This window comes from Streptomyces sp. CO7 (genome assembly GCF_053474865.1).
This window is the reverse complement of record NZ_JBRIOU010000059.1, coordinates 1-651: the sequence shown is the minus strand read 5'-3', so window position 1 is coordinate 651 and position 651 is coordinate 1. Positions and strand designations below refer to the sequence as shown.

Below are 651 nucleotides of genomic sequence, written 5' to 3'. Positions count from 1 at the left end.
CCCCTGGGCCTGCGAACCCTGTGGGCGCGCGAACTCTCCAGGCGTCTGAAGACTCGCGTGCCGGCCCGCCCGGGCAGCGCAGACGGAGCGCGCGGTCGGGCGTCCAGGCCGGGTTGTCGGGCACGCCCCGTCGCAGGCGGCGGACGCCCTCCGCTCGTGGACCGGCATCTGGCCGAGATCGAGGAGCGCAGCCGGGTCATGTTCGACGAGGGCTCGGCCTCGCTGCTGGACGACGTCCGCGCGCTGGTGGTGCCGGTCACCGAGGTGATGGAGGAGCTGCCGCGGCCGACCTGGCGGGCCCGTTTCTTCAGCCTGGCGCTGCACGACCCGTCGGTCTTGCGGCTGATGCGCCGGACCTCCGAGGTCGCGCCGACCACCGCCCGGATCGGGCAGTCGGTGGGCACCCTGCTCAGTCATCTGGACCCGGCCGTGGTGCGCGGCAGGACGATGCTGATGGCCCATCTCGTCAACTCCGCCTGCGCGGAGATCGAGGAGAAGGCGGAGCGGGACGGCGAGGAACCCGACTGGCCCGGCGTCGGCGACTTCCTCTCCGACGCCATCGCGGGCATGCTTCTCGCCCCCGTCAGCCGCCCACGGTCCGCGGCCGGGACGGCTGTCCGGACGGCCGGGGCGGCTGGAGGAGCCGGGGCG

Annotated in this window: 1 protein-coding gene; it reads left to right on the top strand. The window is 74.5% G+C overall.

Annotated elements, in window-relative coordinates:
- Window positions 1-156: 156 nt before the first annotated feature.
- Window positions 157-651: TetR family transcriptional regulator (locus ACOV8S_RS31075; protein ID WP_448321827.1), on the top strand; the 495-nt coding region annotated here is incomplete at its 3' end.